Genomic DNA, 25,823 nt, shown 5'->3' on the forward strand with positions numbered 1-25,823 from the left:
CTGGAATGCATAGTTGGCTGTTCCCTTAACTATTCCCTTGGGTATTCCCTTGGCTGTTTCCATTGGCTGTTCCGTTTGCTCCGGTACCAAATCCCATTGCTGTTGCATTGCCTCTGCTAAGCGCTCACGGCCGCGGGGCCCAGTCCTGGCGGTGAGCACTGCTGTTAAAACTACGCCTTCGGCACCGTAGTCACAGAGGCGCTCACCGCCAGGACTGGTTGCTGTTCCTCTCCTGATCAGCCTTATTTTCTCTCTCTACCTCTGTAGGTAACCACTGCTGATCCGCTAGCCTGTGGTGAACCCGTGCTGCGCACATCAGCCAGGGGCAAAAGTGTTTCAGGAGGAGAAGCAAAGGCAGAAATGAGAAGCAAAAGCAGAAGTGATAAATCAAGGCACTGGTTCAAGCTGGTGACCTGGTCCCTCCCTTACGGAGGTTACGGAATGCCACGGCGGCGGTCTCACCTCTCTTCTGCCCTCTGTGGCGCAGAAGTTCGTTCCGGGTCTTGCTGTTTTCCTGTTGGGAGTAAACGACGGAGCTGTAGGCCAACCCAGAGGTATAGGATGAGATGGACTGCGGTATATAAAGGACGGGGTACTTGCGGCTATTACGGTAATTGCTTGATAACTACTGAATTTGCTGCTGTGCCGGAATCATACTGCACCAGCGGTGTTCACTGGGAAAGCATTTGTAGTCATTGTGTTATGAAGAAAAAAATACCGCTGAACGCAGTCCTCCAGACCATAGAAAATGCAGATTTAGCCGCGTGCACAGATGCCGTGGAATTCATCAACCAGCTGGACTTTTACCAGTACACGCAAGAAGAACTCAAGTGCATTAGTGACACGCTGAGCACTAGGCTGAGCCTTTTGCTACGGCTGGAGATCAGGACTGCCCTTCCCGCCTAACGGTTCAGTCTATGATTTGCGTTTCTGGCCTGTTTTTGAAAAAACAGGCCAGAAACGCAAATAGGAGTAACTGCCCGGGCAAAACCTGCGGCGGCAGGAACAAAGGTGGTAGGGCCTCGTACAGAAGAGGGAAAGAAAGAGCTGGCAGTCCCCGTGACGGCCTTTGTTGTACCTTAACTGCAAGAATTCATGAACAACTGGCAACCAATTTCCAGACCCCTGCACGGCATAGCCGATGTAGCGTATATCCCTGCCGTAGCCTCTGCCCCGGAGACCGTAGGCTTCACCGAGGAAGAAACCGCCACCACCCTCTGCCGGGCCATTAGCGGCGGTACGTTGGTGTCTGCCCTGGTGACCCGCGCCGAATGGGGTGCGGTGAAGGTGATGCCGTACAAGGCACACCTGGCCATTGACTTCGCCACCAGCCTTTTCTCCCTGGCAGCGCCGTGGCTGTTCGGGTTCGCTAAAAATGAGAAGGCGCGCAATACATTTTTGGTTATGGGCCTGACCGGACTGGTGGTGGGCGCGCTGTCCCGCCCAGAGGAGATGGATCCCGACAAAGTACAGAAACTGCAGCGCAAAGCCAATAACCTGCCAGCATTGTAAACAGCCGTACCTCTGCGTTGGTAGAAGTGAGGAAACTCCTGTTTTCGGCCTGTTTTCTGTAAAACAGGCCGAAAACAGGAGTTTCTGTTTCGGCTGAAAGCCAGGGGGAAAAGTTGGTGCAGGCCCGGTGAAAAGGGGGGAGCAGGAACAAGTGTGCAATAGGAGCCGTAAGAACCTTAGAAACCTACTAATTCAGTGTATGACTGCTTCAACCTTTTCAAGATTCACCCGCTTTACCCTGTTCCTTGTTTTTCCATTCATGATGAGTTGCTCTGTGTTTTCCGGCAGCGGCTATTCCAGTGACCCCATTGTGGCGGCGCAGCAGCGCAAAATAGATGAACTGGAGAAGGAGGTGGACCAGGCCGAGCGGGCGGTAGACGAGGCTGAGCAGCGGGAGAAGGCTGCCAAAAGCAGGTTGCGCGCCGCCAAAGATGAACTGAAAGTCATTCAGACCGAAGCCAAAAAACGCAACGGGTAAGCCGCAAAGCAATTGTAAAGACCTGTTCTCTGAGGGGAATACCCTGTTGACCATCGCACCCTATGGCTACCAACTGGAAGTACACCTGGAAACTCACCAAACTCACCTTCAAGGAATTCACAGATGACCGGCCGCTGGACTACGCGGCCATCATTGGCTTCTACACCATTTTCTCGTTGCCGGCTGTGCTCATCATCATGATCAGGATTGCCGGCTCAGTGTTTGGGCAAGATGCGGTGAAGGGGCAGGTGGTGCAGCAGATCAGCGGTCTGGTGGGGCGTGACAGCGCAGAGCAGATCCAGAACATCATCCAGAACGCCAGTCTTTCCCCGGCCAGTACGGTGGGTACCATTGTGGGCGTCTGCACCATGATCTTTACCGCCACCACCGTCTTTGTGGCCATACAGGATGCCCTGAACGCCATGTGGGAGGTGAAGGCCAAACCGGAGAAGGCCTGGCTCAACCTCATTGTGAGCCGGGTGCTGTCGCTGGCCATGGTGGTGAGTATGGGCTTTCTGCTGCTGGTGTCCCTCTCGGTAGAGATTATTCTGGGGGTGATCAATGACTTTCTGCGGGAGCAGCTGTCAGGCGGGGCGGTGTACCTGATCAATGCGGGCAATCTGGTGGTTTCAGTGTTGATCAGCATTCTCATCTTCGCCGCCATTTTCAAAGTGCTGCCAGATGCCAAGATCAGGTGGAAGAATGTATGGGTGGGGGCCACCGTCACGGCCATTCTCTTTGTGGCGGGCAAGTTTTTGCTCAACATCTACCTGCAGCATGAACCGCTGGCCGATACGTACGGTGCGGCCGGCTCTGTGGTGCTCCTGCTGGTGTGGGTGTACTATGCCTCAGTGGTATTCCTGTTGGGCGCCGAGTTCACCCAGGTTTACTCGCGGGAGCATGACCAAGGTGTCAAGGCCTCTGACCACGCCGTAAAGGTGGAGCAGCATGAGGTGGAGAAGGAGGAGTAATATGAAAGCGTTTTTGGCCTGTTTTCTGAAAAACAGGCCAAAAACGGGTTTCAAAACCAACTTTCAATAACCCACTGCCCGCGAGCGGGTAAAACAGGGTGGGACCAACCAGACACGTATGGCAAACTACGCACGCATCAAGAGTACAGGCAAACCCAAGGTGGTGGTGATTGGCGGCGGCTTTGGAGGGCTGGAGCTGGTGAAAGCGCTCAGCACCGCCCAGGTGCAGGTGATCCTGATTGACAAGCAGAACTACCACACGTTTCAGCCGCTCATGTACCAGGTGGCCACTTCGGGCGTGGAGGCAGATTCTATCATTCACCCGTTCCGGAAGGTGTTTGAGAAGCAGGAGAATTTCTTTTTCCGGCTGGCCGAAGTGGAGCGCGTGGACACGGAGCAGCAGTTGGTGGAGACCAGCATTGGGCTGGTGCGGTATGATTATCTGGTCATTGCCACGGGTGCCACCACCAACTATTTTGGCGATGCGCAGATGGAGCAGAACGCCATCTCCATGAAAAGTGTGACAGATGCCATTACCCTGCGCAACACCATACTCTGCAACTTTGAAAACGCCCTGCAGCTAGATGACCCAGAGCAGCTCAACAGCCTCATGGACTACGTGATTGTGGGCGGCGGACCTACGGGCGTGGAATTGGCGGGGGCGCTGAGTGAGCTTAAGTTGCACGTTTTCCCTAAAGATTACCCGGAGCTGGACTTCCAGAGCATGGACATCCACCTGATCCAGAGCGGGGGTGAACTGCTCAAAGGCATGTCGCCGGAGGCGTCACAGAAGTCACTGGAGTTTCTGGAGAAGATGGGCGTGCAGGTGCTGTTGAACCGGCGGGTGAAAAGCTATGACGGCCACACCGTGACCCTTACTTCCGGCGAAACCCTTACCACCCGCAACCTTATCTGGGCCGCCGGCGTGACGGGGAACCCGGTCAGCGGCCTCAAGCCCGAAAGCCTCCTGCGCGGCAACCGACTGCAGGTAGATGAGTACAACCGCGTGGCGGGCTATGACAACGTCTTCGCCATTGGCGATATTGCCGCCATGGTCACCCCTGAGAACCCGCACGGCCACCCCATGCTGGCGCAGCCCGCTATCCAGCAGGGGAAGCTGCTGGGGAAAAACCTGCCGCGCTTAATGGCGGGGCAGCCGCTGGAGCCGTTCCATTACCATGACCAGGGTGCCATGGCCACCATTGGCCGCAACAAGGCCGTAGCCGATCTGAAACTGTTTGGCAAGGAGATCAAGACCCAAGGCTTTCTGGCCTGGCTCATCTGGATGTTCATTCATCTGATTTCGATTGTGGGCTTCAGGAACCGGTTGATGGTCATGAGTAATTGGTTCTGGAACTACTTCACCTATGACTCGGGCAACCGCTTGATTATTGGGAACAAGCAGGAGAATATTCCCATCAAGGAAACCATCACGCACAAGACGGTGCTTTGATAATAGCTTCCGTTTTTGGCCTGATTTCAGTAAAGCAGGCCAAAAACGGAAGTTGTCTGCTTTAGGCTTGGTGGTTGCTGAAATATTCCAGTGCGGCTGTGTTGCCTTGCTGGTGCGCCAGATCTAACGCGGTAAGTCCCCGCGCATCTCTGATGGTGGTGTCAGCGCCTTTGTCCAGCAGCAGTTTCACCAGGTTGTTTCGGCCAAATAGGGTGGCGAACATCAGGGCGGTGCCGCCGTTGCCGTTCTGCAGGTTCAAATCAGCCCCGTTGGCAATAAGCAGTTCCGCCACCTCAGGATACCCTTTGAATGACACGCCCATGAGCGCCGTATTGCCCCCGAAGTCTTGGGTATTCACATTGGCCTGCGCTTCTATGAGCGTCTTCGCCGTTTCCAGATGGCCTTCATAGCAGGCCAGGATCAGGGGGGTAAACCCGCGGCCATCGGTGATGTTGAGGTCAATGCCTTCTGAGATCAGCTGCTGGATATAGGCGGTGTCGCCTTTGCGGGCGGCGTCAAAAAGCAGGTCTTCTTTTCTGGTGGAGGTAAAGGGAGCGTCTTGCATGGTTGTATATCTGGTTTAGATCAAGATACGGAAGTTGCCTGTGAAAAGCTATGGTGACTTGGGAACATGCAATTTCTGAAAAGGTTTGTTTGTCGTTGTCTTTGTTGTGGCATTTTGCTACTTCGTATGCTGTTGCTGGAATGCGTTGTTCGCTGTTTCCCTTGGCTTAGGCGGTTGGTGCTACCTGAGTTTGATAACTGCCAATTGCTGCCGCTGCAGTGCATAGCCTGCTGTTCCCCTGGCTGCGGCAGGTATGCGTAGTATGCTGAACCCTTGGTTCTAGCGTTTGCTCCGGAGCGAAATCCCATTGCTGTTGCATTGTATCCGGTAAGCGCTCACGGCCGCGGGGCCCCGTCCTGGGGGTAAGCACTGCTGTTAAAACTAGGCCCTCCGGCCTTGCCGCTGGAGCGGCACCGTATTAACAGAGGCGCTCACCCCCAGGACTGGTTTGGGTTCCCCTCCTGATCAGCCTTATTTGCTCTCTCTGTTTCAGTAGGTAACTACTGCTGATCCGCTAGCCTGAGGCGAGCCCGTGCTGCGCACATCAGCCAGGGGCAGAAGTGCTAATTTAACAGAGGTGCCACTAGCAGAAGTGTTGATTGTTCATTGTTGTTTGTTTACTTATTGCTGCTTGTTTGTCACAATCTCTGGTTCAAGTTTCCAACTTGGACCTATGGTGGCGGAAGCTTTCAACTTCCATGAGGCGGCAGTCTCACATGACCTCTGCCCTCTATAGCTTCTCTATGGCCCTCTATGGCGCGGAAGTTACTTCCGTGCCTTCTAACTCCAGCTGATACTCCCGCGCTGGCGCGAATCTCCGGAGTCGTGCCTACTGATGACGGGCGGCCTGCCCCGCGGCACGGCAGTGAAACCAGGCATTGCTGCTTCATTCGAGCTGAATTGCCTAAAGAAAAAAGGAAGGACTCAAGACTCAGGACTCAGAACTCACTCTGATACTTCCCCTTTGAAGGGGGCGAAGGGGGATGTTGACACAGGAGGGCACACATTTCTGATCACCCTCTTTTTGCCGCAGCTAGTTGCATTCTGCCCAGCATTGCGCTCTTCCGGATTTGCAATCCGGAAGCTGGTACACGGGGATTTGCAATCCCCGCGGCGGCACGTTTGATCTGCAGGCGCCGCAGATTGCAAATCTGCAGGTACTGTGTCCGGGATGGCAAATCCCGGACAGCCGAGGGACACGCATACCAGATCACTCCCCTCCTGGGAGGGGGCATGGCGACTGCCCCAACAGTACCGCCTGCTCAAATGATCTCTTGGTGTCTTCCAAACCTGCGAACGGGTGCGCCATTTCCGTTTTCGGCCTGATTTACGAAAAGTAGCCCAAAAACGCATCTTTAGTCCATAAACCGGACCGTCACTTGAATATTCGTATTTCGGCCTTGGTCGTCTAGGCAGGAGATTTTGAGTTTGCCGGCTTGTGGGGGCTCAAAGAAAACGGGTTGGTTGGCAGGCGCGCTTTGCAGGAACTGATCATTGAGGTACCAGTAGACTTTTTTGACCTCGTTGTGGGCGTTGCACTGCAGCATGAGTTTCTGGTGGTCAGATGCTTCCAGGAGATATTCCATATTCGCCGTGGGCGAGGAGATGATGGGCGCGTATTCCTGAAAAATACGGCTGCAGCTCGGGTTGTGCGGCGGGAGCGAGACGTACGGCAGGTGCTGATTGACAAAAAACGTGAGCATCTCGGGGGCGTGGTTGGGGTACCATTGGTGGTGGTAGCCGGTTTCCGGAAGGCAGCTGGTGCAGTAGGCGTATTTCCCGTCAAGGGACACGGCCACTTTTTTGAGATGGGTACATTTGGCCATGGAAGATACGCTGGGGATGTAGGTATCCATGATCTGGTCTTGGCAGAAGCTGTTGGCAGGCAAGCCGGTGACAGCGCAGACATCGCGGTAGGAAATCCCGTTGGGCGCTCTGAACCAACTTTCAGGGCTGTTGTAGTCAATGGTGTTGAAGATGTCAAAGAGCAACGGGGTGGCGGTGTCGGTGCCGTTGAGTTCGGGAACGCCCTGGCCGGAAAAATTGCCCACCCACACGCCCACGGTGTATTTCTTGTTGTAGCCAATGCTCCACGCATCTTTCCGGCCGTAAGAGGTGCCGGTTTTCCAGGCAATCTTGGGCAGGTGGGCGCTGTTCTGGGAGTTGTGGGGCAGGTCAGGGCGCTGCAGTTGGGTCAGGATCTCATTAAGCATAAACGTGGCGGCCGGTGACAACAGCGGGGTGCTGAGCGTGTCTTTCTGCCCTTGCAGCCACCGCAGGGAGGCGTAGGTGCCCTGGTTGGCGAAGGAAGAATACAGCGCCGTCAGCTCCTCCAGCTTCACGCCGCAGCCCCCTAAGATCAACGACAAACCCAGGCTACCGCCGTGCTTTTTCATCTGGGAGAATTCTGCCTGCTTCAGTTTCTGCACAAACGCCTGCACACCCACCTGGTCCAGCAGCTTTACTGCCGGTATATTCAAGGAAGTGGCCAGGGCGCGTTCAATAGTAATGTAGCCGTTGTAGTCACCGTAGTAGTTTTCGGGGCGGTAGCCAGCGTAGTCAATGGGCACATCGGTGATGATGGTTTTAGGGGTGATAAGGCCGCGGTCAAAGGCGGTGGCGTACAGGAACGGCTTTAACGTACTGCCGGGCGATCGAATCGCCTTCACCCCGTCCACCTGACCGCCGTGCAGCCCGTCGTTAAAATCGGCGGAGCCGAGGTAAGCTTCTACGGCTTTGGTTTGGTTGTTCACCACCAGCACCGCCGCATTGTGAATGTTGTAGCCTTTGAGCCGCTGCAGGTAATTGTAGGCCAGTTGCTGCACCTTGTCCTGCACCTGCCGGTTCAGCGTGGATTTGATGATGGGTTGCTGCGGGTACTGGCGGTGCAGGCGGTACGCATAATGCGGCGCAATCTTGGGGGCTTCCAGCCTGAATGCCTCCAGGGGTTCCTGCCGCGCGTCTTCTATGGACTCTTTGGGGAAGGCTTTTTCTTTTAGGTAATACGCCAGCCACTTGTCCCTGAAGGCTACAATGCGCTCGTTCTGCCTGCCAATCCGGAGGCTGGAGGGCTTGTTGGGAATGACGGTGAGGGTGACCGCCTGCGCCAGGCTCAGCTGCTGGGGCGACTGCTGGAAATACAGCACAGAGGCCGCCTTCACGCCTTCAATGTTCCCGCCGTAGGGCACCAGGTTCAGGTACAGCAGCAGGATTTCGTCTTTGGAATAAGTTAGCTCCAGCTGGATTGCCCGGAACATATCCACCAACTTGTTGGCGTAGGTGCGCTCTTTGGGGTACAGGAGCCGCGCCACCTGCATGGTAATGGTAGAGGCGCCAGAGGTGGTTCTGCCGTGGGTGAGGTTGTTAAGGAACGCCCTGGTCAGAGCCACAGGATTCACGCCGAAATGGTAATAGAAATATTTATCCTCCTTTAGGAGAATGGCCTTTTTCAGGGAAGGGCTTACCTCCCCGGGCTCCAGCTGCATGCGCCATTTGTCGTCTGGGCTGAGGAACGCATTGAGCACACTTCCGTCTGCCGCGGTGATGACGGGAGAGTAGGCAATAGAGATCTTGAGGGGGAAAAGCAGGTTCAGGAGTGAATAAAGGCAGAAGGTCACCACTCCCGTTGCCACTGCGGCGCACAGCCACCTTCTGCCTCTGTTGCTGAGAGGAAGTTTGGGGGAGCGCGTAAATGCTTGCAGCAAGGGCATGGGGAAGCGGTTTTACAAAAATACAGAAACTGTTTTTCCGTTTTTGGCCTGTTTTTGTGAAAACAGGCCGAAAACAGGAAGTTTGGTTCTCCTTCTGGTTTGCCGGCAGCTAGTCTCCTGTTGAAGCGGGGGAAATGGTGCTGGTTCCAAAGCAGGCCACGTAACAGAAAATCACAGACAAAGACATGTCTTTCATGCTGGCCTGAACATTTCCCTCCTTGGAGGTTCAGAGGTTAGGTTTCATTCACTTTCCACCGCTGCTCACAAGACCTCGCAGCGTCTTCCAGACCTGCGAGCGTCTGCGCCCGCTGTGTTTGCAGCGCCCTACGCTCTTACCTAGCTTTTCTGTTTTAGGGCTGTTTTCAGAAAAACAGCCCTAAAACAGAAGTGGCTGTTACCGCACTCTTACTACACCGGCACCGTGGTAGGAGTGGTACTCGGCGTTGTACATGGCGTCTGCGGCAATGGGGCCCAGCTGGAAATCACCTTTGGAGACGGCACGAACCTGGTAGAAGAAGTGCTGGGCCTGTGGGCGGGCGGTGGTGTAGAGGTTAATGCGGTCATCGCGGATGTCAGTGTGCTCAGGGGTGGCGGGGCGCAGGTCTTCTATCCACTGGAACTCGCGGGAGGTCATGAGGCGCGGGTTCTCAATCTCGAATCCGGCCGGCAACAGATCGGTAATGGCCACGTTGGGAGCGGTTCTGCCGTCCAGTGACTGCAGGGTGACGCGCACCACCACCAGGTCGTTCTGCCGGAAGGTGCGGTTGGCGACTTCCTGGCCGTTGCGGTCATAGAAGGTTTTACGCACCTGCAGCAGGTGGTCTTCCTGTTTGTATGCCCCGCTCTGGCTGATGCCTTCCAGTTCCCAGAAGTAATAGAGGGTGCCTTGTCCGGTGCTTTTGAGGGTGACGGGACCTTTGTTGAGCTGGTTGGTGAGCACCAGGTCTTTGCCGTTGAACGTGCCCACTGCTTTGCCTTTTTGCAGCACTTGGGCAGTGATTTTGCCGTTGCTCCGTTTGGCCATCTTGCCTAGTGCCAGCAACGCAAAGGCTCTCTCCTGGGTGTTGTACCACCGGCTCGTTTTCAGTTCCTGTGACAGGTGCCGCGCCAGCGTACCCACCTGCACATGGTCTGGGTCTGCTTCTAAGAGGCTGTTCAGGGAAATGGCCAGGTCCCGGAGCGGCGAGTAGAAACTGCCGTCCAGGGCTCGCAGGGAGGTTTCGCCGGTGAAGGAGCGGGGCAGGATCTGGCTGAAGCTCTGGCGGCCCCCGTTGAGGGCGTAGGTGCTGGCCAGCAGGTACCGCGAATCCAGTGACATCTGCTCCGGTTTGGTTTTATAGAAGTTCATGGTGGCCCAATCGGGCTTGCCCGCCAGGCTGAGCACGTAGAGGGAATATATGGTCTGGTGGGCGGCTATGTACTTGGTCTGCAATTGGCGGGCAGCGTTATAGTAGCGGTACGGCTCAGTGGCCTTGCTTTTCACCATGCGCTGCAGGTATCTATATGCCTTGTTCAGCACCTCCTGGTTGACGCGGTAGCCGGCTTTCTGGGCTTCCTGCAGGAAGTGGGTGGCATAGGCGCTGCTCCACCAGTCAGTATCTGAGCCGCCGGGCCAGTAGGCAAACCCGCCGTCATACTGCTGCATCAGCTCAATTTTGGTGATGGCTTCCTGTACCAGAAAAGTAGGGTTGTACGTGCGGCTTTTCTTGTCCTGGTTCAGGGATTTGGCCAGATCTGCGTAATACAGCAGCGGGAATGCGGTAGAGGTGGTTTGCTCCAGGCAGCCGTGCGGGTACCGCAGCAGGTAGGTAATATCCTCTGTGAACTGCACCAGCGGCGACGTGCTCACCACCAGCTTAGAACTCACGGAAGAGGGGATGAAATCATGTGCCGGTTTTATATCCGCCGCGGCGGAATTCTTAAGCGCGCCCGCCTGCGTGACCTGCGCCAGCGGGGCGGCCGGACGTACGGTAATGTCAGTGGTGTGGCTGAACTGTTCACCCAGCGCCTTTACCACCACCTTTACCTGTGCCTGCCCAATGGCCGGGGTGGCCACCAGTTTGTACATTATCTGACTTTCTGCACTGGCATTGGCACTGGCGGCTCTTACCGCAGTACCCACCACGCGCAATGGACCTGTAACAGTAAGGGTGCTGGTGTAGGCGGTGTTCTTAGCGGTGGTGTTGCTCACGGTAACGGGCACCAGCAACGTGTCTTTGGGGCTCAGAAACCTGGGCAGGGCGGTGCTGATCACCACAGGGTCTGCCACGCGCATCATCTTGTCACTGGAGCCGAAGGCGCTGCCTTTGTAGGCCACGGCCATGATGCGTACCGCCCCTGAAAACTCAGGGATCTTCACGCCCACCGTGGCTTCTCCGTTGCTGTTGGTTTTGAGTTGGCCGCTCCACAGAGACACCAGTTTTACCCGTTTAGAAGTGAGCGGATTAATGCGTTTCTCCAGATCATAGCCGTCGCCGCCCACGCTGGAGCGGGCTCCGCTAAGCTCTGGGAACAGGTACGGGTACAGGTCAAAGGCATTCACCTCCAGCGCCCGCTTCTGATAGAAGAAGGCGTGCGGGTCAGGGGTCTGGTAGTCTTTCAGCTGCAGTATGCCTTCATCTACCACCGCCAGTGTGACCTGTGCGTTAGGCGCGGTTTTGATTTTTACCTGCTGCACCCGCTTTGACCTTGACGCGTCTGGGGCGGTAATGGCCACCTGCAGTTGGGTCTGCTTTTTAGTGACTGTTAATGGTTTAAAGCCGCGGGCAATGGTGAGGGGCATCTGGTTGTCTTTCACCTGCCGCAAGGCCACCGCCGAGATGTAGACCGTGGGCAGGTGTTCATCTTTGATAGGGAGTTTGAGCGAAGCCGCTTTCTTATCGGTTTTGAGGTAGTGGTAGCTCAGAACTTTGTTTTGTTCTACCGTGACCAGAATTTTGCCTGCAAAAGGTGATTTGAACAGGATTTTGGCATCTTCGCCTACCTCATAACTTTCCTTGTCTAAGGCAATGTCTACTTCCCCTTCTGTGTTCACTTCAAACGAGGTGCTCTCTGTGTCGCCCCAGCCGTAGGCGTAGAACTCCTGCGCCACATAATTGTACGCGCCGGGGCGCATAATGCGCAGCTCGTATTCGCCGGAGGTGCTGGGGGTGAAGTTTACCGCAACCCCACTGGCAGGCAACTCCATAGTACGGTTCATGACCACGTTCACCTTGCGCTGCGATTTGTAGTTGTAGTCTTCACTGTAGCGCTCAATCACAGATTCATAGGTGTACCGCACCAGTTGCACCTGCACCGTGGTAGAAACCGGTGTACCCTTCCGGTCAAGGGCAATGAGGGGGATGTTGAGCGGCTGCTTTGTGCTCACGTAGGTGTCAAACTTTTTAATGCCGTAGAACGCCCGCTGGGTGCTCACGTTGAATTTACTCAGGCGGTTTACTGGTCTGCCGGTCTCGTCAAACACGGTGGTGAAGAGGGAGCCGTCCAGAAGCCCCACGTCCTGATGATCTGTCAGTTCAAAGACTTCCTGCCCGTTGCCCTGCTCATCTGTCACGCCCTGGCGCACGCTATTCTGGATGTCAATGCTTCTGGCTGGCTGGATCTCGAAATTGTAATCTGGGTACCTTGGGGCGTCAAACGGTTTCTTTTTCAGGCTTAGCTGAATTTCATAATTTCGGCCAGCGGCCGGTGGGCCGAACAGGTTTTGTGCTCTGAGGGTGGCGGTTAGGTTCTCCCCGGAGACATACTCTGCCTTGTTTGGGGCAGCCGTGACTTTGAGGCGGTCTGGCATAAATTCCTCCACCCCAATTTTGCGGGAGTTCAGCAGCACCTCATTCCCTGAATATACCTCCAGGGTATAGGTGCCGGTGACGGCAGCGGGCGGGAGCGTGAAGAACGTTTCATGGGCGCCCTCCTGGTTGAGGGTGCCGCGGTGGTTTCGGTACTCTTTACCGTTGGGCAGGAGCAGTTTGATTTTGATGGGCAACCCCGCCACCGTTTTCCAGTCTGGGGTGCGCACCACGGTGTTCACGTAAACGGTGTCACTGGGGCGGTAGAGGTCACGATCACCGTAGATGAAGGCGTCATAGGTGGCTTGGGCCATACGCTTACCGCCCACATCAAAGCGGGAGGTATTGACCTGGGTCTGGGTGTAGGGCAGGTAATTAAAGTCGTTTCCGGCGCGGGCGGTGATGAGCCCCATCTTAAAGTCTGGGGCGGTTTTCTGCATATTGGGGAACCGCGCCACCCCGTCCTTGTCTGTGGTGGCCTTGTGAATGACCTGGTTGTTGGTACTGATGAACCTGATCTCCACGTCTGGCATCACTTGCGCGTTGCGGATGGAGTTGGCAAATACCACCACTTCGTCTTTTCCCTGCTTGGCTATGAGCCCAATGTCTGAAACTGAAATGATCTTTGAGTCTTTGAGCCAGTTGTTGTCTGTGCTGGTCACATTGATGACGTAGAGGCCTTTGAACTGGCTGTCAAAGTCCAGGTCATGCAGGTTGAGGTTCAGGAGGCGGGCATTGCCTTGTTTCTGCAGGCTGGCGGTCTCGTACTCGCGCTCAAAGATGGTCTTGCCTTGATCCTCATTCACTTGGTAAGAGTTGCTCTCAAAGTATTCATCAGTCTCCTCCTCATAGTAGCCGTCATACATTTTGCCTTCCTGCAGGTACCGCTGAATGTTGCTTTCAAACACCTTGCTGATGGTCACTTTTATGCGCGGCACCTGCTCAATGTTCAAGGCAATATTACGGGCGCCCTGGCTGCTGAGGTAGATGCTTTTCTTGTTGACAAACGCTATGGTGGGTTTAAGGTCTTTGAAAGAGACAGGATGCTGGTACAGTTGGCCCAGAGGTTTGCCCACCACACCCGTCAGGTCACCAGAGACGGCCAGCGTGTAGTTCTGCCCATGGGAGAAATTTCCTTTCAGGACCAGTCCATGGTCCAGCCGTTCTACGGTGAACTCAGCATACGGCGAGAGGGAAACGTATTTTTCCACCTCAGGATTGGTGACAGGCTGGGTGGTGAAGATGTAAACGCGGTCCTGGCCTTCTTCCTGGGCGGTGGTGACCTCTGTGATCTGCATCTGCTGCCTACTGGGCAGGGTGATAGTTTCCTGAATTGTTGCGGGCGTCTGGTAGGTGCTGCCTGGCGTGGTCAGGCCCTGTGCAATCTGCAGCTGTACCGGCATGGGGCCCTGGTAAGACGGGCTTATGTTCTTCAGTTTCACCACCACCTTGTCTGTGTTGCCGGTAACCAGTTCAAGGGGCTGCTCAACATTGTTCTGCAGCACCTGCAGCCGGTCCCGCAGGTCATTGAACTTGACGGGGTAGTTGAAGTCCAGGAGCAGGTTAGCCTCCAGTTGGCTGGGGTTGTTCTCGTTCTGGGTCCAGTACGCACTGGTTTTGGTGAGCGTGAGGTAGGGCGTATGAAACCGGAAGTCCTGCCCGGCCGGAATTTTCAACTTTTCCTGGGTGTGGCTGACCAGGTGATTGGTCAGTTCAGCCCGGTATTCAGTGGAAGGGGCAAAGGCTCTGGTGGGGGAAAAGGTCAACTCGTTGGGGGCCGTCCATTTGAACCTGCCGGGTACGGCGGGGGTGAAGGTGAGGTAGGGAAGGGTGTCCCACCGGTTGAGCAGGGAGTCTGCCGCCAAGTCCTTGTCAAAGGTGAAGACCAGGTTCTGCTCCTGCGCAATTTCCTGCTCAAAATTTTTCCGCTCCAGCCGCAGCTCATCGCTCTTACCGGAACAGCCCGTAAAGAAAAAAGCCAAAAGAAGGACCAGAACCGGTAGGAGGTACTGCAAAGGGGCGGTGGTTTTTTGGGTCATATGCTGGCGGAAGGAGAATGAATCTGGCCTCTAAACTTAATAATTCTTCAATTCAGTATAGAAAACTGGGGATAAATTATTTAGCAAGCGGGAAATAGCGTTTCAGCCAGTCTTAGTGCCTGCGCCCGGAATGGGACGTGCGAAGGGGTAGCTGGCAAAATAATTTTCTGTTTCCGGCCTGTTTTGGCCAAAACAGGCCGGAAACAGCCTGAATTCTTTTTCTGGGTTTGGACTCACCTTTGCTCAACAAATGCTACGGGTGTTTCAGCTGGCTTAGGTAAGACACTATACAGTAAACCTGGGGCGCAAGAAGGGGAAGAAATGAAACTCTCTAAATGGTTTCTGAGTCAGGAAGACAGGTTGCTGAGGCCATGGAAGTCCAGCCCAGGTTCTCTTTGGTGGTAACAGAGAACTTAAAATGCCACCTGTACCCGTGCCTTAATCTCACTTTAAGCCATTACCTTTACTTTTTTAAGTTGCAGAACAGTGTTAGGTAAAGGGAGTTACTACGGTCTTTCATCAAGGCTTCAGGTGGTTTTGATGCCTGGTTTAGTAAGGCTACTTTAGTTTGCCTGCAGTTCCCCGTGATATTTTCCGGTGGAAAGGAATAGGATCATTTTCTTTTGTAGCTGATAGTAATACTTTCTGTACCGCTGTTGCCAGATAGCTGGCAGACTAATTTGTATAAATTTTATCAAGTATGATCATTCGTTCAAAAGCCCCGCTGCGGCTGGGGCTGGCCGGCGGGGGCACCGACGTAAGCCCCTACAGCGACCAGTACGGCGGGGCAATCCTGAACGCCACCATCAATAAGTTCGCGTATGCCACCCTGATTCCGCTGCAGGAGCCGCAGGTGGTGCTGAAGTGCTATGACATTGACCAGCACCATGTGTATGAGAACGTCAACTATTTTGACCTGGGCACAGACACGCTTCGGCTGATCAAGGGAATCCACAACCGCATCAAGAGGGAGTTCAAGATAGAGCTGCCGCTGTACTACCAGCTGGAAACCTACGTAGACGCGCCCCCCGGGTCGGGCCTGGGCTCGTCCTCCACGCTGGTGGTGGCCATTGTGGCGGCCTTCGCCGAGTGGCTGGGGCTGCCCCTGGGCGAATATGACATCGCGCAGCTGGCGTACAGCATTGAGCGCGAGGACCTGGGCCTGTCTGGCGGAAAGCAGGATCAGTACGCGGCCACGTTTGGCGGCTTCAACTTTATGGAGTTCCACACAGACCGCGTGGTGGTCAACCCCTTGCGGATCAAGGAAGAGTACATACACGAGCTGGAGTTTTCGCTGCTGCAGTACTACACCGGCACGTCCAGGCTTTCCTCCAAGATCATTGACGCCCAGGTGAAGAACGTGAACCGGGGGAACAGCAAGTCTGTAGAGGCCATGCACGCGTTGAAAGGCTACGCGTTCAGCATGAAGGAAGCCCTGCTGCGCGGGAAGCTGGAGGTGATAGGCGAGCTGCTGCATGAAAGCTGGCTGTCAAAGAAGAACATGGCCGATGAGATCAGCAACCCGGTCATTGACGAGATCTATGAGGCGGCCAGGGAGAACGGAGCCATTGGCGGCAAGATGTCTGGGGCCGGGGGCGGGGGGTATATGATGTTCTACGTGAGGTCAAACGCGCTTTACCACGTACGCAATGTGCTGCAGCAGTTTGGCGGGCAGGTGGAACGGGTGAGTTTCTATGACAAAGGCGTCATCACCTGGAAGACTAAAAGCACCTAAGCACTATAAATGCGTTGGTTTCTGTTTTGGGGCTGTTTTTCAGAAAACAGCCCCAAAACAGAAACCAACGCAGCCTCACAGACGGTAGCATCCACTTTTATATGTTCGGCGCAGCCGAATGAACAGCATTTCTCATGACCAAAGAAGCCATTGTGCTGGCGGGGGGATTAGGTACCCGCCTCAGATCTGTAGTACAGGACGTGCCCAAGCCCATGGCCGAGGTGGCGGGCAGGCCTTTTCTGGATTACCTTCTTTTTACCCTGGCCAAGAATAATATCAAAAAGGCGGTTCTGGCGGTGGGGCACAAGCATGAGGTGATCCAGGAGTATTATGCGGGCCAGAATCCGTTTGGGGTGGCGCTGGAGTACAGCATTGAAACAGAGTTGCTGGGGACCGGCGGTGCCATCTCTCAGGCCGCTGGACTGGTACAGGCAGACGATTTCTTCATCTTGAACGGTGATACATATTTTGAGGTGGACCTGGCGGCGCTACATGCATTTGCCCAAGGGAAAAACGCTGACCTGGCGCTGTCACTGAAGCAAATGAAAGATTCAGACCGCTATGGCAGCGTGGTGACAGCCCCTGACCAGAGGGTGACGTCTTTCAAAGAAAAGCAGCCGGGGCAGAAACAGGATTTGCTTATTAACGGTGGGGTCTATTATATGAAGAAACATCTGCTGCAATCGTTTTCCCTGCCTCAAAAGTTTTCGTTTGAGGTAGACCTCCTGCAGCCCTTCCTGCCTCAGATCAAGGTGTATGGCCAAACCTACAGAGGTACTTTCATTGACATTGGTATCCCGGAAGACTACCAGCGCGCCCAACAGCTCCTGGAGCATGTGATCCTGTAAAAGGCTTTCAGAGGTGAATTCAAAGAACGGGAAAGGGGAGTTCCCTGCCGGTAGCTATCTGGTCAATATGGAAGATATGCTGAAGTTTTAAACGGAGTAGGCCATAAGCATTTGCCAGGTAGAAAGGAAAGCTTCCGCCTGCTGCCTGCTTTCTTCGGTTTTATAATTTCTGAAGAAGACAATCAGTACCACCAGGGCCACCACCGCCAAACAACCCCAGGCGGTTATGATAATCTGGCGGCTCTCTTCCAGGTTGAGGGTATGGTGCTTCAAAATAATTCCGTAAAAGGCCCAAATTCCAACCAACCCTACAACAGGATTGGTCCTGGCTAAGACTACATACCCAACAAGTAAGGCGGCAACCACTAACATGATGGTTGTCCAAAGGCCTTCACTCAAACCAAATCTGTCCCATTCCAGGCCCACTAATGCAGAACTGATATTGGCTACAGTTGCTATTATGATCCAGCCGAAGTACAAGCTCAGCGGCACCTGGGTAAACCATTTAGAAGCGACGGACCGGCCTGCCGTATAAATGCCCAGCCGCACATGCATGGCCAACAGTGTTGCCAGTTGGATCAATATCAATACCACTGATAGCACCAGCCACTCGTTTACCCAGGCAATGGTCCAGGCGCCGGTGGCCAGGTTGTTTGCCATAAATAAATACCCTAACCGCTGCAGGTCTACGTTTGCTTGATGCTGTGAAGGCACCTTAAATGCTTTTACCAGGTGATAGATGCAGAAGGCAGAAAGAGCTAAGTAAATAACTCCCCAGATAGAGAACGTGAGGCCTGCCGGGGTGAATAGCGCAGGGTATTTGTCAGACACGTCGCCAATAGTTTGGCCATTGAAGAGTTCCAGCTGCGTTAACTGTGATGGCACCAGGTGCAGTAAAAAGAAGACAGTGTTTAGTACCGCCAGTGTTTTGATTTCTTTCATAGTGGAAGGACATGGGTCTGCAAGTACTTTTTACGTATTCAAGCCGTAATGGACAGTAGAACCCGTAACTGCTGCTATTGTTTTTTATGAGTATGAGCTGCTGACAGGGCTTTGGGTTTACAGAACATGCTTTTCAGGACAAGCGAGCAGGTGGTAACTAAGCTTTTCATGGGGCCAGCCCCCAACTCTGACCATAGAAAGAGGTTTGAAGAGGTTAAAGGCTGTCTAGATTCCCCTGGGGGTGGTAACTTAAACGCTCCCGTTCAGTCTGGAGAGCGGGGCATCTGAGGTAATCCCCCTGAAACTTGATAAGCACGCCTTTCCTTTCCTGCGGGTGCTCCTACAAGCCAAAAAGGCTCCTGACAGCACTAGGGCAGGTTACTGAAAAGCCCGCACTTATTTAGGCGGCAGCTTTTCCTAATGCTATGGGGCACCATGGAGATGAATCCCTCTCCAGTAATCTTTTAGAAGGCCCTCTCAAGTATTCACTTGCGTACTCAAGTACTCCCAGGCAGATCCTTCGGTTATTGACGGTAGGCCTTTGCGTCTGCCGCCGGGAACTTTGATCTGGCTTTAATTAGAAGCTCTCCCTTACATGGAGTGCGGCCAATCTTCTTTTCTGTTTTTGGCCTACTTTCTGGAAAACAGGCCAAAAACAGAAATTATTACTGGTCCAGTAGAACTCAAAAAGTAGAGCCTCTACCTTGATATGATGACTTCTAACAAAAGTGACAGTACTTGGTTTAGGTTATCACGGGGCCTTTAGAAGAAAGTTTTGTCCTGTGTATTGCAGTGGCGTTTTCAGGCTTACAGTGGTATTCAATAAAGGAAGAAACAAAAACGATTGTGCATAGCATTTTATAATTTACGGCCTCAAAATCATTTAGGAGAGAGATGAAACTACTGAAGAACCTTAAAATAAGAGATAAACTGCTGTTGGTCCTTACTTTACTCATGGTTCCACTTTTTTATTTTGTCGCTTCCACCATTAAAAATGAACTGGATGAAAATGAAATACTGAGACAAGAGGCGATCCAACTGGAGGAATCTGAGAAAATATCTAGCTATCTCCATGCTTTTCAGCGGGAACGGGGCCGTATTCTGGCTGCTGTTGAGGGTGAAAAAACTACCTTGCTCGAGGCAAGGGGCCAAAGAAGTCTGACGGATGAAGCAGAGAGGGAGTTGCATGCCTTTTTGGCCAGCACTGGCCGCTCTTTGCCAGAGGCTGCTCTTTTTGAGGATTTTAAAAAATTCAGAAAAGATCTGGACCAGGATAAGTTAGACGTTCTCGCGTTCAGGAGTTATTCCAGGGATTTGATTTTTCGCCTGCTTGACAGGGTTGATGCCAATGCGACAGGTATCAGTAGTAAAATGATCAGCAGGCAGCTGGTCAGCTTTAGAAATCTGGCCGAGGCAAAGGTGCAATTAGGTAGAATAAGAAGTCTGTTAATGAAGGTAATCCCTGAGAGACGTTTTTCTTATGAAGACTATGCTCAAATTGTCTCCCAGGTTGAATCTTATAACCGGTCCCTGAATAATTTTCAGAGATATGCCACCAAAGAGTCAGCTAACCTTGTTCAGAAAATCACTGCTTCTGATAACTACAAGCAGGTTGACGCTACTTTACTGGCTATAAGCGCTAATCCCGAGATAGATCTTTCTTCCTTTAGTACCGCAGCTGTCTTTAACGTTTTTACCATAAGCATAGAGGCGTACCGGGCAGCAGAGGAAAAACTGATTGCCCAGATCAGGAACCAAGTGAACGCTGAAATACAGCAAAAAGAGCAATTCCTGCTGTTTTTAAGCCTTGCGATGGTAGTTGTTCTGGCCCTGACTGCGTTCTTATCCTTTTATATTGTAAACCTTATCTCTACTTCGCTTTCTAAGTTAAAAGTTGCTGCAGACCGAATCAACATGGGGGCAACAGATGTAGTCATCAACATTGACAGCAAAGATGAAATTGGCAGTGTGGCAAGCTCTTTCAGAGAAGTGGTGGCTAAGAATATTTCCCTGTCTCAGGTGGCCAAGGCAATAGGGCAGGGGCAGTATGACATGGAGGTTGAGGTGAAAAGCGAAGAAGATGTGCTGAGCCACGCCATTAAAGACATGAAGGACAACCTGCAAACCTTCACCTCTGAGAATGCTAGGCGTAGTTGGGTGCTCACGGGAGTGTCTGAATTTAATAGCCTGATTAGCGGAGAAACCTCCATAGAGGGGGTAGCCAAGAAAACTATTTCTTATCTGTGTGATTATACAGGGGCAGAGGCTGGTATCTTTTACCTGCATAATGACAGTGGCCGGCTGGAACCTGTCGCCACACACGGGGTTGCTTACAGCATAGACCAGTTACCCACCTTTGCAATGGGAACTGGAATAATAGGCCAGGCGGTGCAGGACCGTAAAGTGCAGCAATTGGAGGGAATAGCTGAAGAATACCTGAAAATCAAGACAGGTATGTCTGAGGTGATGCCTGCTAGTGTTTTAATTGTTCCTCTTTACTTCTCCTCCCATATAGTGGGGGCGCTTGAGCTTTGTTCCCGCCAGCCCTATGGAGAGCTGGAGCAGAAGCTTTTTGACGCTTTATCTGAACGTATTTCAGTTGTTCTCCATACTTTGAAAGCGCACCTGCAGACGCAGGAACTACTGTATGAAACCCAGAACCAGGCTGAAGAGCTGGAAACCCAGCAAGAAGAGCTGCGTCACCTCAACGCCGAGCTGAAAGCCTCAGAAGAGGAACTGCGCGTAAATCAGGAGGAATTGCAGGAGAAGAATGCTGAACTTGAAGAAAAAGCCCAACTGCTGGAGGAGCAGTATGAGGCGCTTCAAACTAAAAACACTGCTCTGGAAGATGCCCGCCAAGCCATTGAGCTCAAGATAAAGCAGGTAGAAACGGTAAGTAAGTACAAGAGCGACTTCCTGGCCAATATGTCTCATGAGCTACGCACGCCGCTCAACAGTATCCTGATTCTGTCCAGGTTGCTGGCTGACAACGTAGAGAACACCCTTTCTTCTAAGCAGATAGACCATGCCCAGATCATTCATAAATCTGGGGTAGACCTCTTGAAGCTGATCAACGAGATTCTGGATCTCTCCAAGATAGAGTCTGGTATGATCAAACTGGAGACGGAAGAAATCAATTTGAAAGACATTTCACTGGAGCCCATGTTCAGGGAACTGGCGGCTAAAAAGAAAATCACCTACCGCGAGACCATCAGGCAAGGAAGGGTGGACAAAATCATCACAGACCGTTTCAGGTTGGAACAGATCCTGAAGAACTTCATAGGAAATGCAATCAAGTTCACAAACGAAGGGGGAGAGGTAGAACTCTCAATTTATCCGGTAAACAGCAGACCTACGTTTAAGTCTGAGCAGTTAAACGAGCAGCAAGAAATTATTGCCTTTTCTGTAAAGGATTCTGGCATTGGTATCCCTAAGGATAAGCAGGAAGTAGTATTTGAGGCATTCCAGCAAGTAGATACGTCCACTACCCGCAAGTACGGTGGCACAGGCTTAGGCTTGACCATCAGTAAAGAATTAGCGACTCTGTTAGGTGGTGAACTGATGTTGGAGAGTGAGCCGGGGGTAGGTAGTACCTTCACTTTATATCTTCCGGCAAACCCGGCTAACGTTTCTGAAAAACCCCAACAGAAAAAAGAGAACGTCGCTGCCCCGTCTCGGCCAAATAAAGCCGAAAGCCTAAACCAGGTGTTAGACCGGATTGAGCAGACTGACAAAAAGGACATTTCAGTTCTCATTGTAGAAGATGACAGAGGCTTCAGTGATATCCTGGCCGATTTTGCCAAAGCAAAGAAGTTTGTAGTGCACCAGGCGTTCACTGGTCAGGATGGCCTAAAACTGGCCCGCATAGAAAAACCAGATGCTATGCTCCTGGATGTGCATTTACCTGATATCTCCGGATGGGAAGTCCTGAAGGAGATTAGGGAAGACCGTGAGCTGCGGCATCTCAATGTGCATGTCATGTCTGCCTATGACAAAGAGGTGATGGGCGAGCATGGGCACAAAGAAGAATACCTGCCTAAGCCGGTAACGCTTGAAATGTTAAACAAAGCCTTTACTTCTATTGCAGAAATATCTGGTACCTCACTGGAGAACATCTTGATTGTAGAAGACAACGAGATAGAGAACAAAGCGGTGGCAGAACTGCTTTTGGCGCATGGCTTAAAATCAGCCTCTGCCTATTCTGCTGAAGAAGCAGAGCAGGTTCTGGCCAAACAGAAAATTGACTGCATTATTCTGGACCTGAACCTGCCCGGCATGAAAGGCTATGACTGGATGATAAAGATGAAGTCACAGCCGGCCCTCACTGATATTCCTATCATCATCTATTCCGGGAAAGATGTAAGTGAGGCTGAGGAAACAGACCTGAAGGAGTTCGCCAACACCATTATTATCAAGAATGAGTATTCTTATCTGCGTCTGCTGGATGAGGTGCAGCTGTTCTTGCACAAGGTGAACCAAAAGCTTCCGTCTGGGAATGAGTTCAAGATGAAACTGCACGTGCCCAAGGAAGTACTGCATGACAGAAAGGTGTTGGTGGTAGATGATGACGTGCGTAACATCTACTCGCTCAGTAGCTTGCTAGAGCAACACGGCATGCACGTTCTCACCGCCTACAATGGGAAAGAAGCCATTCAGAAACTGGAAGCTGAAAAAGGCATTGAGATAGTCATTATGGATGTGATGATGCCTGAAATGGACGGTATTGAAGCCACAAAACGAATAAGGGAAAATCCTCGTTTGAAGCAATTACCCATTATTACGCTCACCGCTAAGGCCATGAAAGAAGACAAGGAGAAGTGCATTGCTGCTGGGGCATCTGATTATATAGCCAAACCCGTAGATACTGATAAATTATTGACTTTAATGCGGGTGTGGCTGTATGAAGCTTGAGGCTGATGTGCTTTTTGAACAGGCGGTAGAAACGCTTATCCATGATATTCATGCCCAGTATGGGTATGACTTTAGCGGATATGCCCGGGCCTCAGTGTACCGGAGAATCAAAAGGTTTTTAGGAAATAAGAACCTGGCCTCTGTTGAAGAACTGCGGAAAAGCCTATTTCAGGATCCCTACTTCTTTGAAAATTTCCTGCAGGAAATCACGGTCAATGTCACCGAGATGTTTCGGGACCCTACATTTTTCCTGGCACTGCGCGAGAAGGTGTTGCCTATACTCTCCACCTATCCGTTTATTAAAATCTGGGATGCGGGTTGCTCTACCGGGGAAGAACTTTTTTCCCTGGCCATTCTCCTGAAAGAGGAAGGATTGCTGGAAAGAACTAAAATTTACGCCACTGACATTAACCAGAAAGTTTTGAAGCAGGCGAAGGAAGGTATTTTCAATTTGGCCAATATGGCAAGTTACACCTCCGCTTATTACGCCGCGGGAGGCAAGACAGAATTCTCCAGCTACTATACCAGCAGCTATGGTAGCGCTAAATTTGACGCATCGTTAGTAAAGAATGCCGTTTTTTATCCGCATAACCTGGCCACTGATTCCTCTTTTAATGAGTTTCACTTAATCCTGTGCAGAAATGTGCTCATTTACTTTAACAGAGAGTTACAGGAACGGGTTTTCAACTTGTTTGATGAAAGTTTGGTAAGTTTAGGGTATCTGGGTTTGGGCAAAAAAGAAACCTTGGCCATGTCGCAGATCCATAACAGCTATACCTGCATTGATAAAAGTAACCGAATCTACCGGAAGACCACCAGATAGATGAAGAAGGAGACAAAGGTTATTGTGATAGGAGGTTCTTGGGGCGGCATCAAGGCTTCCCAGGAAATTCTAAAGCAGTTGCCCGCTTCTTACGGTATTCCCATTGTGATGGTGCTGCATAGGCTCCGCAACTTTGACGGAAATCTACAGATAGTGTTTGAGAAGAGAGTGGCGCTCCAGGTAACTGAGGTAGAGGAAAAGGAAAAGCTACAAGCTGGATATGTATACGTGGCACCCTCTAATTACCACGTACTGCTGGAAAAGGACCAGACCTTTTCTTTAGATGTTTCTGAGCTGGAGAATTACTCCCGGCCGGCCATTGATGTAACCTTCACCAGCGCGGCAGAAGCATTTGGTTCTAATACTATTGGCATTGTGTTAAGCGGCGCCAGCAAAGATGGTAGTGCCGGACTCAAGGAAATTGCTGCCAGGGGAGGGACCGTTATTGTGCAGGATCCCAGGGAGGCAGAAGTAGACACTATGCCCTTAGCCGCTATTGCCAGTGTGCCAGGTTGCCAGATAATGAATTCAGAGTGCATTCAAGCTTTTTTACTTTCTTTACATGATCACTGACCAATACCTTCCATCTCCCATGCTGGCCTCTGAAGTACAACCAGTTAAAATTCTTTTGGTTGATGACAAACCTGAGAACCTGGTGAGTTTGGAAAGCTTACTTTTTAAAGAAGAGGAAGGCGTCACGTATCTGTGTGCAGAATCAGGTGAAGAGGCGCTAAAAATTGCTCTGCAGGAAGAACTGGCATTAATTTTACTGGATGTGCAAATGCCCGGGATGAACGGTTATGAAGTAGCCCGGTACCTGCGCAACATTTCCAAAACCAGGGATATCCCTATCATTTTTGTAACTGCCATTGATGAGCAAGATACCCATGTGATGGAGGGCTTTGAGGCGGGTGCGGTAGATTTTCTTTTCAAACCCTTGCACCCATACATCACCAAAGCAAAAGTCTCTGCCTTCGTAAAGTTTTTCCTCCAGAGAAAAGCGCTTGAAAAAGCGAATCACCTCACTTTAAAAATGAATCAGGAACTGGAGGCGCGGGTGAAAGAACGCACCAAAGAACTGATTAAGGTGAACAGAGATCTGGACAACTTTGTTTACACCGCTTCACATGACCTAAAAGCCCCTATCAACAACATTGAGGCGCTGATGATTGCCCTGGAAGAGACATTGCAACAACCTGAGTTTGATAAGGACGAGGTGGCTAATTTATTGAACATGGTGAATCATTCTGTCAGCCGTTTTAAAGCCACCTTGCTTGATTTGACTGAAATAGCCAAAGTCCAGTATGAGGCAGAAACTGGGAAGGGCAAAGTAAGTTTCAAAGAGATTTTCAACGATGTAAAATTGCATATAAAGGATCTGATTGAAAGTTCTAACGCTAAAATTACCGTTGATTTTTCCCAGGCTCCTGACATAACCTTTTCCCGTAAGAACCTTAGGAGCATTCTTTATAACCTCCTCTCTAATAGCATCAAATATCGGTCCCCTGAGCGGAGTCCGGAGATTGAGGTTAAAACAAAAACAATAGACGGTTTCACTCTGTTAACGGTAAGAGACAACGGGTTAGGGTTGCGGCAGCAAGACCATGAAAAGGTGTTTGGTATGTTCCAGCGGTTACACCGGCACGTGGAAGGAACCGGTGTAGGCTTGGCCATTGTAAAGAATATTGTGGAGAACTGTGACGGAAAGATCGAATTTGAAAGTGAGGTTGGAAAAGGCAGTGTATTCAAGGTGTATCTGAAGTGAGTTGTAATCCAGAGCGACTATGGGTGAGCGTATTGGTTGACTTTATAGGTGGGCAGGTTTCCATTTACTAGGTATTTGCGGGCCTTCAGCAGTTCCCATTTTTCCTTCAGAGAATTAAAGGAGAAACAGTGGGCAACTATAAATCCAGAGATGATAGCATTGGGCCCACCTAGTTTAGAAAAGTACAGAGTGAAGCTGTTTAGAGTTTTTGATTTTGGTTGAATTTTCGGATAAACAAGGCTGTAAAGGCTAGCAGATGCAGGGCAAGCCAGTGCTGCGCCCT

16 protein-coding genes are annotated in these 25,823 nt (G+C 51.8%); 11 read left to right on the forward strand and 5 right to left on the reverse strand.

Annotation, left to right across the window (positions count from 1 at the left end; genetic code table 11):
* The first annotated feature begins 702 nt into the window (after nt 1-702).
* The 5 genes from FHS90_RS18875 (at nt 703) to FHS90_RS18895 (ending at nt 4,414) form a co-directional block, all read left to right on the forward strand.
* Nucleotides 703-906 (forward strand): hypothetical protein, encoded by a 204-nt coding sequence (locus tag FHS90_RS18875; protein WP_182514183.1) that lies wholly within the window; start codon nt 703-705, stop codon nt 904-906.
* 189 nt (nt 907-1,095) lie between these two features.
* Nucleotides 1,096-1,512 (forward strand): hypothetical protein, encoded by a 417-nt coding sequence (locus FHS90_RS18880; protein WP_182514184.1) that lies wholly within the window; start codon nt 1,096-1,098, stop codon nt 1,510-1,512.
* Between the two features lie 199 nt (nt 1,513-1,711).
* Complete coding sequence (locus tag FHS90_RS18885) at nt 1,712-1,990, forward strand: hypothetical protein (protein WP_066835923.1); 279 nt, start codon at nt 1,712-1,714, stop codon at nt 1,988-1,990.
* Between the two features lie 62 nt (nt 1,991-2,052).
* Nucleotides 2,053-2,961: a YihY/virulence factor BrkB family protein gene (locus FHS90_RS18890; protein ID WP_066835924.1), complete on the forward strand. Its 909-nt coding sequence runs from the start codon at nt 2,053-2,055 to the stop codon at nt 2,959-2,961.
* Between the two features lie 118 nt (nt 2,962-3,079).
* Nucleotides 3,080-4,414, forward strand: a complete 1,335-nt coding sequence (locus FHS90_RS18895; RefSeq protein WP_182514185.1) for an NAD(P)/FAD-dependent oxidoreductase — start codon at nt 3,080-3,082, stop codon at nt 4,412-4,414.
* Between the two features lie 61 nt (nt 4,415-4,475).
* Here FHS90_RS18895 and FHS90_RS18900 read toward each other — a convergent pair whose 3' ends face one another.
* The 3 genes from FHS90_RS18900 to FHS90_RS18910 form a co-directional block, all read right to left on the reverse strand.
* Nucleotides 4,476-4,979, reverse strand: coding sequence for an ankyrin repeat domain-containing protein (locus FHS90_RS18900; protein WP_182514186.1), 504 nt, complete (start codon nt 4,977-4,979; stop codon nt 4,476-4,478).
* A 1,355-nt stretch (nt 4,980-6,334) separates the two neighbouring features.
* On the reverse strand, nt 6,335-8,689 hold the full coding sequence (gene pbpC, locus FHS90_RS18905; RefSeq protein WP_182514187.1) for a penicillin-binding protein 1C: 2,355 nt from the start codon (nt 8,687-8,689) through the stop codon (nt 6,335-6,337).
* Between the two features lie 394 nt (nt 8,690-9,083).
* Nucleotides 9,084-14,516 (reverse strand): alpha-2-macroglobulin family protein, encoded by a 5,433-nt coding sequence (locus tag FHS90_RS18910; RefSeq protein WP_182514188.1) that lies wholly within the window; start codon nt 14,514-14,516, stop codon nt 9,084-9,086.
* A 700-nt stretch (nt 14,517-15,216) separates the two neighbouring features.
* Between FHS90_RS18910 and FHS90_RS18915 the strand changes: the two genes are divergently transcribed.
* Nucleotides 15,217-16,251: a GHMP family kinase ATP-binding protein gene (locus FHS90_RS18915; RefSeq protein WP_182514189.1), complete on the forward strand. Its 1,035-nt coding sequence runs from the start codon at nt 15,217-15,219 to the stop codon at nt 16,249-16,251.
* A gap of 134 nt (nt 16,252-16,385) precedes the next feature.
* Nucleotides 16,386-17,099, forward strand: coding sequence for a nucleotidyltransferase family protein (locus tag FHS90_RS18920; protein WP_066835938.1), 714 nt, complete (start codon nt 16,386-16,388; stop codon nt 17,097-17,099).
* A gap of 87 nt (nt 17,100-17,186) precedes the next feature.
* Here FHS90_RS18920 and FHS90_RS18925 read toward each other — a convergent pair whose 3' ends face one another.
* Nucleotides 17,187-18,041, reverse strand: coding sequence for a TspO-related membrane protein (locus FHS90_RS18925; protein ID WP_246387211.1), 855 nt, complete (start codon nt 18,039-18,041; stop codon nt 17,187-17,189).
* A gap of 954 nt (nt 18,042-18,995) precedes the next feature.
* On the opposite strand from FHS90_RS18925, the gene FHS90_RS18930 reads away from it, so the two are divergent.
* From FHS90_RS18930 to FHS90_RS18945, 4 genes are read left to right on the forward strand one after another with little or no spacing between them, the layout of a single operon-like run.
* On the forward strand, nt 18,996-22,952 hold the full coding sequence (locus FHS90_RS18930) for a response regulator (RefSeq protein ID WP_246387226.1): 3,957 nt from the start codon (nt 18,996-18,998) through the stop codon (nt 22,950-22,952).
* Entirely contained in the window at nt 22,942-23,775 is an 834-nt protein-coding gene (locus FHS90_RS18935; RefSeq protein ID WP_182514191.1) for a CheR family methyltransferase, read from the forward strand. The genes FHS90_RS18930 and FHS90_RS18935 overlap by 11 nt, the downstream gene beginning before the upstream one ends.
* Nucleotides 23,776-24,348 (forward strand): chemotaxis protein CheB, encoded by a 573-nt coding sequence (locus FHS90_RS18940; protein WP_182514192.1) that lies wholly within the window; start codon nt 23,776-23,778, stop codon nt 24,346-24,348. It begins immediately after the preceding gene.
* Nucleotides 24,338-25,540: a sensor histidine kinase gene (locus FHS90_RS18945; protein WP_182514193.1), complete on the forward strand. Its 1,203-nt coding sequence runs from the start codon at nt 24,338-24,340 to the stop codon at nt 25,538-25,540. Before FHS90_RS18940 ends, FHS90_RS18945 begins: the two co-directional genes overlap by 11 nt.
* A gap of 17 nt (nt 25,541-25,557) precedes the next feature.
* Here FHS90_RS18945 and FHS90_RS22320 read toward each other — a convergent pair.
* A partial coding sequence (locus FHS90_RS22320) for a hypothetical protein (protein WP_220483105.1) occupies nt 25,558-25,823 on the reverse strand: 266 nt, incomplete at its 5' end.

It is taken from the genome of Rufibacter ruber (assembly GCF_014138425.1).
Taxonomy (GTDB): domain Bacteria; phylum Bacteroidota; class Bacteroidia; order Cytophagales; family Hymenobacteraceae; genus Nibribacter; species Nibribacter ruber_C.